9 protein-coding genes and 1 pseudogene are annotated in these 8,683 nt (G+C 69.6%); 2 read left to right on the top strand and 8 right to left on the bottom strand.

Going from position 1 to position 8,683, the window contains the following annotated elements; translation table 11 throughout:
- Together hemC and G6016_RS06250 are read right to left on the bottom strand one after the other, a co-directional pair.
- Positions 1-1,019, bottom strand: a 1,019-nt coding sequence (gene hemC / locus G6016_RS06255; protein ID WP_182631820.1) for a hydroxymethylbilane synthase, incomplete at its 3' end; no start/stop codon positions are given.
- Positions 1,016-2,350, bottom strand: a complete 1,335-nt coding sequence (locus G6016_RS06250; protein WP_182631819.1) for a glutamyl-tRNA reductase — start codon at positions 2,348-2,350, stop codon at positions 1,016-1,018. The genes hemC and G6016_RS06250, both read right to left, overlap by 4 nt.
- A 447-nt stretch (positions 2,351-2,797) precedes the next feature.
- Between G6016_RS06250 and G6016_RS06245 the strand changes: the two are divergent.
- Positions 2,798-3,124, top strand: a pseudogene (locus G6016_RS06245) (HNH endonuclease); the annotation flags it as partial.
- A 157-nt stretch (positions 3,125-3,281) separates the two neighbouring features.
- On the opposite strand, the gene G6016_RS06240 reads toward G6016_RS06245, so the two are convergent.
- Positions 3,282-3,551: a glutaredoxin family protein gene (locus G6016_RS06240; protein ID WP_182631818.1), complete on the bottom strand. Its 270-nt coding sequence runs from the start codon at positions 3,549-3,551 to the stop codon at positions 3,282-3,284.
- Positions 3,552-3,792: 241 nt separating this feature from the next.
- Here G6016_RS06240 and G6016_RS06235 point away from each other — a divergent pair, with 241 nt between their 5' ends.
- On the top strand, positions 3,793-4,815 hold the full coding sequence (locus tag G6016_RS06235) for an HAD family hydrolase (RefSeq protein ID WP_182631821.1): 1,023 nt from the start codon (positions 3,793-3,795) through the stop codon (positions 4,813-4,815).
- Between the two features lie 412 nt (positions 4,816-5,227).
- Here G6016_RS06235 and G6016_RS06230 read toward each other — a convergent pair whose 3' ends face one another.
- The 5 genes from G6016_RS06230 to G6016_RS06210 all read right to left on the bottom strand — a co-directional run.
- Entirely contained in the window at positions 5,228-6,361 is a 1,134-nt protein-coding gene (locus G6016_RS06230; RefSeq protein ID WP_182631817.1) for a 1-acyl-sn-glycerol-3-phosphate acyltransferase, read from the bottom strand.
- Positions 6,358-7,506, bottom strand: a complete 1,149-nt coding sequence (locus tag G6016_RS06225) for an NAD-dependent epimerase/dehydratase family protein (protein WP_338403538.1) — start codon at positions 7,504-7,506, stop codon at positions 6,358-6,360. Before G6016_RS06225 ends, G6016_RS06230 begins: the two co-directional genes overlap by 4 nt.
- Positions 7,507-7,706: 200 nt before the next feature.
- Positions 7,707-7,808, bottom strand: coding sequence for a 30S ribosomal protein bS22 (locus tag G6016_RS06220; RefSeq protein ID WP_003855542.1), 102 nt, complete (start codon positions 7,806-7,808; stop codon positions 7,707-7,709).
- Between the two features lie 167 nt (positions 7,809-7,975).
- The gene (locus tag G6016_RS06215; RefSeq protein ID WP_182631815.1) at positions 7,976-8,194 is read right to left on the bottom strand and encodes a helix-turn-helix domain-containing protein; all 219 of its coding nucleotides are present in this window, start codon (positions 8,192-8,194) and stop codon (positions 7,976-7,978) included.
- A gap of 297 nt (positions 8,195-8,491) precedes the next feature.
- Positions 8,492-8,683: pyrroline-5-carboxylate reductase dimerization domain-containing protein (locus tag G6016_RS06210; RefSeq protein ID WP_277815117.1), on the bottom strand; the 192-nt coding region annotated here is incomplete at its 5' end.

Below are 8,683 nucleotides of genomic sequence, written 5' to 3'. Positions count from 1 at the left end.
GGTACGAGTGGGTCGCGGGTGTCGGGTGACTCCTCGGACATGAGGTCGCGTGCTCCCCTCTCCAGCAGTTCTGCCGCGAGCTTTCGGCCGAGTTCTTCGGCGGCGGCGAGCGGCCCGTCGGGGTGCGCGGCGGGGACGGTGGTCCCCGTCGTGCGCAGGACGGTGGAGCCGTCGTGGGCGGCGACCACGGCGTGGAGGGTCAGTTCGGCGTCCGCGGCTACGGTGTCGGCGGCGGGGTCGGTGCCGGCGAAGGCCGAGTCTGCGGGTACGACGCCCGTCAGTTCGGCGCGCGCCCCGACGGGTGCGGTGCACCCGGCCTCGAGGTCCGCGAGCAGGCGACGTTCGGCGGCGATCCGCACCCGGGTGGGGAGATGGTCGACGACGACGAGGGCGTCAATCGCCTCCGAGTCATCGACACGTGCTTCCACGGCCAACGCGCCCTGCGCCGGGGCCGGCAACATTTCGTCGATGCCGAAGCGATGCGTGGCGCGCGCGCCCACCCGGGTGCGGTCGAGTCCGGCGGCGGCCAAGACCACGGCGTCGAGATCACCGCTGGTCACGTATCCCATGCGGGTGTCGATGTTGCCGCGCAGGGGGTGCAAGTCCAGGTCGGGGCGCAGTGCCGCGAGTTGCGAGCGGCGGCGCGGTGCGGACGTACCGACGCGGGCCCCCTCGGGGAGGGTCTCCATGGTCAGTCCGTCGCGGGCGATGAGCACGTCGGACGGGTCGACGCGCGGCGGCACGGCGATGGGGGCGAACCGCTCGTCGCGGGCGGTGGGCAAGTCCTTGTAGGAGTGGACGGCGATGTCGCAGTCCCCCCGCTCGAGCGCGGCCCGCAACTCGAGGGTGAACACGCCCACGCCGATCCGCTCGACCGGGGCCATCACCACGTCGCCCTTGGTCTGCACGATCACCAGTTCGGCCTGGTGGCCGGCGGCGATGAGTGCGTCGCGGACGTGCCCGGCCTGTGTGGTGGCCAGCGTGCTTCCGCGCGTGCCCACTTTCAGGGTTCTGCTCATGACGCCTCCTCATCCACGTTCTCGTCCAGGTCGAACAATGTGCTGACCACTGCCGCATAGTTCTCGCCGTCCGGGCGGGCGGCGAGTTCCTTGACCTTGACGGTCGGCGGGTGGAGCAGTTTGTCGACGACCCGGCGGACGGTGTTGGCGACCTCGTCGCGCATCTTGTCGTCCATGTCCGGAAGTCTCGCCTCGAGTCGCCGCATCTCGGCGGCGACCACCTGGCCGCCGCGCCCGCGCAGTTTGCCGATGAGCGGGCCGACCTCGGCCATGCGTTCGGCCTGCGTGTAGGCGGTGAGCTCGGCGTCGACGATCGTGCGGGCCGCGTCGGATTCCGCGGCGGCACCGGAGGTGGCGGGGTCGGCCTTGAGCGCCTCGATGCCCAGCACAGTAACCCCGGGCAGCCCCGACACGGACGCGTCGACGTCCCTCGGCATACCCAGGTCGCAGATCACGAGATGCCCGCGGTCGCCGCGTCCCGCGAGCGCGGTGTGCACGTCGCCGAGGCTGACGACGGTGCCCACGGCCCCGGTACAGGTGAAGAGGATGTCGGCCTCGGCGATCACCTGCGGGATGTCCTCGAGGGGGAACGACGTCGCCGGGGTGCCCGCGTCGCGGGCGATCTCCGAGAGTCGTTCGGCGCGCTCGGGGGTGCGGTTGGTGACGTCGATGTGGGAGATCCCGCCACGGCCGAGGTGCGCCACGGCGAGGCCGCCCATGGCGCCGGCTCCGAGCACCACGGCTCTACGTCCTTCGAGGCGCTGCTTGCCGTCCCGGTCGCCGCCGAGTCGCGTCTCGTCGAGGATCTCGGCGGCCCGGTCCAGCGCGACCGACACGACGGACGCGCCGGCGGAGTCGATGCCGGTTTCGGTGTGCACGCGCTTGCCCACGTGCAGGGCCTGCTGCGCCAGCCGGTGCAGGGTCGTGCCCGCGGCGCCGATCTCGGACGCCGACTGGTAGGCCGTGCGGATCTGGCCGATGATCTGCTGCTCGCCCACGACCATCGAGTCCAGGCCGGAGGCCACGGAGAACAGGTGCTCCGCCGCGGACTCGGAGTACCGGATGTAGAGGTGGCGGCTCAATTCCTCGATCGACAGGCCGGAGTGTCGCGCCAGCAGCGCCACCACGTCGTCGAGCGCGGGGTGGAACGCCTTGGCCGCGGAGTACACCTCGACCCGGTTGCAGGTGGTGACGATCATCGCCTCGTCGACGTGATCGCCGGCGATGAGCTCCTCGGTGAGCGGATCGCGCTGGCTGTCGGAGACGGCGACCGCCTCGAGCAGCGCGACCGGCGCACTGTGATGGGACAGCCCCACCAGGAGAATGCTCACGTGTGACCCCCGCGCGTCAGGGCGTCCGGACGCCATGCCAGAATGGATGCCGTCTCGTCAACTCGTGACGAAGCGGAGCGGGAAACGAGACCGGAACGTCCGCCACCGCGCGGTCCGGGGACCGGGGCAACGGACAGGGAACCGCAGGACGAACTCGCGGAACGCTGCTCCACAGTCGGTCGTCTCCCGTCGATGTGCATGGCTGTAACCAGGTCGATCCATGACGGAACCGACCTGCCCAGAGCGCGCTCGACCGCTGGCCTTCGCGCGCTCCGTAACGGGATCCACCGTAACCCGCATGACACCCCGGGACAAAACCGTCGTCGGGGCTAATGCTATGCGTCACTGACGCATTTCAGGGGTCGTGAACAGCGCCGACCCCCGCCCGAACCCCGCCCCGGACGTAGGATCGGCCGGGTGCCACCCCGTCGCAGAAACTCCTCCGCCATGTCGCCGGCGACGCGCGCCCGCTATGCCAAGCGTCGGCAGCGGCGGCTGGCCCGGGTGGACAACGACCTCACCGACGATCAATGGTTCGCCCTCCTCGACGCCTGGGGAGGGTGCGCGTATTGCCAGGCGACCGCCCCGGCCCTGCAGCGCGACTGCGTCCAGCCCATCTCGCGCGGCGGCCGCTACACGGTCGAGAATGTCGTCCCGGCCTGCGCCTCGTGCAATGCGAGCAAGCACAACAGCGAGGTCACGGGCTGGATGCGTCGCAAAAAGCTCGACGAGCGCGCGTTCCTCCTGCGCCACGCCACCTTCCTGCGCGACCTCCGCGAACCCGCGGGCCCAGTCGATGCGGACCAGGCCAACCCGAACCCGGCCAACGCGGGCCAGTCCGACGCCGCCCCCTCCGAGTCCGAACGGGAGGATGCGCCCCCAGCCGGGCCCGCGTGACGGGCGGCCTCGGCCGACCGGGCGTGAGTTGCGGTCAGTCCCACCCGGCGAATGGCTCGGCCTCGGCGAGGGTGGCGACGAGCTCGTCGTCGTCGACCTCCCAGACCGAATGCTCCGCGCCGTCCACCAACACGACCGGCAGACGGTCCCCGAACTCGATGGCCAGTTCGCGGTCGGCGGCGCGGTCGACGTCGGTCGTCTCCAGGCGCGCGCCCGCATCGGCGCACAGCGGCACCAACTGGTCGTGGACCCGCACGCAACTCCCGCAGCCCTCGCGTGTCAGCAACGTCACCGTATGCACCATGCCTCGATAGTGCCCGAGGCCCCGCCGCCCGCTCCACGCCACCCGCGGATCGTGCCCGGCCTCCCCCGGCCTGCCCTATGATGGATCGCATCGCCGCTTCAGGAGGTCACGACAGGTGAACGACGACGACAACGCCGACACCACGCCTGCCGAAGGCCTCAACCCGGAATTCTCGGACACGGACGCCGAGGAATTGGACACCGAGGATTCGGACGCAGGTGCCGGGTCTTCCCTGTTCGGCATGCATCTGCCGGGGCGCGCTGATGTCACCAGTGCGCTCGGTCGACTGGCCTATCGGCGGCGCAGTCACCGCATCCAGCGGCTGGCCGGTAAGGCGTCGGCCGCGAACGCGATCAAGCTCGAGCCGGGCATCGAGACCGGCACTCCCCTGGCCGATTCCGAGGACGCCGCGGCACTGGTGGAGGAGGCCGGCGAGAGGGATCACGCGGCCACCCCGTTCGTCGCCGACCCGCAGGTGGCGGCATTCTTCGACGTGGACAACACTCTCATCCAGGGCGCCTCGATCATCCTGCTCGCGCGCGGGCTGGCCAAGCACAAGTTCTTCAACCTCAGCGATCTGCTGGGGCTCGCGTGGACGCAGGCCAAGTTCCGGATCTCCGGTGAGGAGAACAAGGACGACGTGGAGGCCGGCAAGGCCAAGGCGCTGGCGTTCGTCGAGGGGCGGACCGTCGCCGAGCTGACCGAGCTCAGCGAGGAGGTCGTGGACACCTCGATGCTGGACCGCGTCTGGCCCGGCACGCGGGCGCTGGTGCAGATGCATCTGGACGCCGGGCAGCAGGTGTGGCTGGTCACGGCCACGCCGGTGATGCTGGCGCGCGTGATCGCGACCCGGCTCGGCCTGTCCGGTGCGCTGGGGACGGTCGCCGAGGAGATCGACGGGGTCTACACGGGCCGGCTCAAGGGCGACATCCTGCACGGGCCGGGCAAGGCGCACGCGATCGCGACGCTCGCCGACGCCGAGGGCTTCGACCTGACCAAGTGCTACGCCTACTCGGACAGCTTCAACGACATGCCGATGCTGACGATGGTCGGCAATCCGGTGGCCATCAACCCCGATTCGAAGCTGCGCAAGTACGCCTCGGAGAACGGGTGGGACGTCAAGGACTTCCGCACGGTCCGCAAGGCCGCCAAGAAGGCCATGCCGGGTGTGCTGGCTGTGGGCGGGCTCGCCGGGGCGGGCGCTGCTGTGCGCGCGTCGCGCTCGGGGTCGGGTTCGGGCTCGCGCGGCAAGGGCAACTCCTGACGCGGGCTGCGTCTGCCCCTAGCTCCATCGCCATTGACTCGCTTCGAAAGGTGCGGGTCAATCGTATTCTGAGGGGCGATTCGTGCACGCAGCGTTCGTCGTCTCCGATCTGCCCTTCAGATCACCCGTTGCGCTCGGGGCCCCGCGTGTTGTTCGTAATCAGAAGCGCAAATCGTTTTTCGGCGTGCGGATCGACGGCGCTCTCCCGGCCCCCGGAGCTGCAGGCCCCAATTACTCAACGTTCTGCTTGAGATCCGGCGCAGAAACGCGCAATACGTCGAGTAACTGGCGGCCCGGTCCGGGATTCGCCACCGAGAAGCGCACGCGAGTGCCACACGAACAGCAGCACCGCCCGCGGGAGCGGCCGCCACCGCGCCGACACCGTGCCGGCGACGAACGTGCGGGCGACGCGTCAGCCGAAGAAGACGCTGCCGCGGCGCGCGAGGTTCCGGAACAGTGTGTTCTGGATGGTTTCGCGGACCTGGTCGGTGATCTCGAAGACCACCATCGGATCGTCGGCGGCGTCCGGGCCCAGGTGGGCGGTCTCGATGGGCTCGCCGAACTCCATCGTCCACTTGGTGGGTAGCGGGATCGCGCCCAGCCCGCCGAGGAGCGGAAATGTGGGCGTGATGGGCATGTACGGGAAGCCGAGCAGCCGCGCGAGTGCTGGGATCTCGCCGATCTTCGGATAGATCTCTTCCGAGCCGACGACCGAGCACGGGATGATCGGCGCTCCGGCCGCCAGCGCGGTGGACACGAACCCGCCGCGGCCGAACCGCTGCAGGCGGTAGCGGTCGGCGAACGGCTTGCCCAGGCCCTTGAAGCCCTCGGGCCACACGGCCACCACGTGGCCATCGTCGAGCAGTCGCTCCGCGTCGGCGTTGCAGGCCAGGGTGGCACCGGCCCGGCGGGCCAGCGGCGCGGACACCGGCATCGTCACGGCCAGGTCCGCCGCGAGCAGGCGCAGCGCGCGCCCGCCGTGATCGTGCACTGCGACGCTGGTCATGAGCCCGTCGAGCGGGAGTACGCCGGCGTGGTTGGACACGATCAGCCCGGAACCCACGTCCGGGATATTGTCCGCACCGATCACCTCGACCCGGAACCAGTGCTCGAACAGCGGACGCCACAGTGGCAGCCACACGTTGGTGTAGAAGTGCTCGTCGAATCCGTACTCGTCGACCTCGTAGCCGCCGGTGATCCGGGTCGCGAGGATCTCGCCGGTCGCGTTAATCGCGTCGGCCATGCCGGACAGTGCGCTCACGTCGCCGGTGGCGAGCATCACGTCCACACCTCGCGCGAGTTCACGCACTGGGGCGAGCGCCTGCGCGTCGATCGGCAATGCATCCACGACCTGCCCGAACGAGGCTTTCATCGAGGTGAGGAAACGGTCGACGATCCGCCCGATCTCGGTGGCCGCGGCGTCGCTTCCGGTGGTGGCCCCGAGGAATCCCTCCCCGACCACGCGGTCACTACGGACGTCGCGACGGCCTTCGCCCCAGCGGGGCCCTCCGAGCGGCTGGCTCAGATCGAACTCCGGTCCCTTCACAGCGTCTCCTCCATGCGGTCGGGCAGTGCGCCGATCGCCTCGAGTTCACCGATGGTGGTATCCACGCCGGCTCGGAGCCGGTCGGCCATCGGCCCCGGCAGCAGCTTCTCGATCTTGGCGACCTTGCGCTCCAGCGAGGCGCGCGTGATCAGCGGTTCGGTGCCGGAGTCAACGAGGTAGGCCTGCATGGCCTCGTCCGTGGTGTAGCTGGGCGTGAAGCCGAACTCATCACGCATCCGGGCGGTGTCCACGACGCGGCCGAACCGCAGGTACCGCATCTGCGAGAGACCGACGTCCCGCAGTCCCCGGCTGAGCAGCATCTTGGCGGCGAATTTGAAGGTCTGCGGCGGCACGGGCAGCGGGATGTGCCCGGCCCGGCGGATGGCCTGCGTCAGCGTGAGCACGCCTTCGGCAGCGATGTTGAACGTGCCCGGCGCCGCCCCGAGAGTCGCGTGAAGTAGCGCGTCCAACGCGTCCTGCGGGTGCAGCAACTGGATCCGCGGGTCGTACCCGGCGAGCACCGGCGCCACCGACGGCAGCAGCAGCTCTCCCAGCACGGTCGGCTCGGGCAGCCCGAGGATCGCGGGGATCCGCAGGATGGTCACGTCGATGTCCGGGCGCTTGCGGGACATCCCGCGGACGTACCCCTCGACGGACAGATGGTCCAGGGGGATGCCACCGCTCGGCTGCCGGCGAGCCGCCATGTCCTCGGTGAACATGGCCGGGTCGGCGCCGGAGGAGCCGTACACGGTGGTGGAGGAGATCAGGACGAACCGCTTGACCGTGGACGCCCGACCGCAGGCCGCGATGACGTGCATCGAGCCCATGATGTTGGACTCCTTGACGGCCGCGCGGCCGCCGGGAGCGAAGTCGGTGTGGAACAGTCCGGCGTGGACCACGGTGTCGATCTCCGCCTCGCGCAGGATGCCCTGCAGGCGTGGCGATTGCGGGTCGAGTCGGACGAACTCGGCATCACGCATCCGCCGGCGGTGTTGCGGGGACGGCTTGACCGAGTCGATGGCCAGTACGCGCTCAACCGACTCGTGTCGGAGCAGCATGCCCACGAGGTGCGCGCCGAGGTAGCGACTGCCGCCGACGACCGCGACGGCGCGCGCCGACGGACGGGTGGGAGCATCGGTGTTCACCCCGCCCAGTCTAGACGGGCACCCCATTCTCGGGGTCGGGTCCCTAACCTCACCGTCACCAAAATGCTGGCCGTAACCACGGCACCTGCCGCACCCGCCGAACCCGCGTCAGCGGAAAATACACCGATGCCCGCCACCACATGTGGTGACGGGCATCCGCTACAGGCGTGAGTCCGGGCGCGGTCAGCGCGCAGCCGAACTCACTTACCGAGCTTGCGACGCTGCACGCGGGTCCGGCGGAGCATCTTGCGGTGCTTCTTCTTGGACATACGCTTGCGGCGCTTCTTGATCACAGAACCCATATCGGGGTCACCTACCTGTCGACTACTGGTCGTGGGCCGTACTGCGCTCCGGCGTAAAGCGGGCTACGGGAGCTTGCAGGGCCGGAACGGAACCAGTCCAGACTACCTGCAGGAGGGTCCGCGACGAAAATGGGCCCGGACGACATCGCGCCGCCCGGGTCGGGAGATCAGCCCGCGGAGAAGTACGACGTATCGAGGTACTCGTGCACGGCCTTGGAATGCACGCGGAACGAGCGACCCACCCTCACGGCCGGCAACTCCCCGGAGTGCACGAGTCGGTAGACCGTCATCTTGGACACGCGCATCAGCGCGGCCACCTCGGCCACGGTGAGGAACTGGGAGCCCCCCGCCGCCTGCGAGCCATCGGTCTTGTCGGTAGTCGCCATCGTCACAACCCTTCATGGCACGCGTCGCGCCGCAGGCTTCCCCTCCTGCGGTACGGACACGCACGTGCTGGGGATGAGCCTAGCGTGAAAGGTGTGATCAATGCGACGGGAGTGGGCGAATTACTTCAATGACACGCCGATGAATCCAGCGGTCACCCGTTCTGAACTGGGGTTGTGTTAAAAGCGACGGCCCGCCGGGTGGGGTTTCTCTCACCTAGCGGGCCGTCTCAGGTCCCTCACAGCACGCCCTGCGGCCACGTCCGAATCCTCTGCGGTGGCCTGCGTGCGGGTGTGGGGTCAGGCGATGTCGTCGTCGTCATCGTCCTTCGAGGCCTGTGAGATCGCGTGGGACTTGGTCGCGGCGGCCTCCATCGCATCGGCCACGGTCGCGCGCAGCCCCCCGGCCTCGAACGCGCGAATCGCCGCCGCGGTGGTGCCGCCCGGGGAGCACACGTTGTAGCGCAGCTGGCCGGGTCCGTCGCCGCCGGC

Source organism: Dietzia aerolata (assembly GCF_014144865.1).
Taxonomy (GTDB): domain Bacteria; phylum Actinomycetota; class Actinomycetes; order Mycobacteriales; family Mycobacteriaceae; genus Dietzia; species Dietzia aerolata.
The sequence above is the reverse complement of the archived record's forward strand: the minus strand, read 5'-3'. Positions and strand labels throughout refer to the sequence as shown.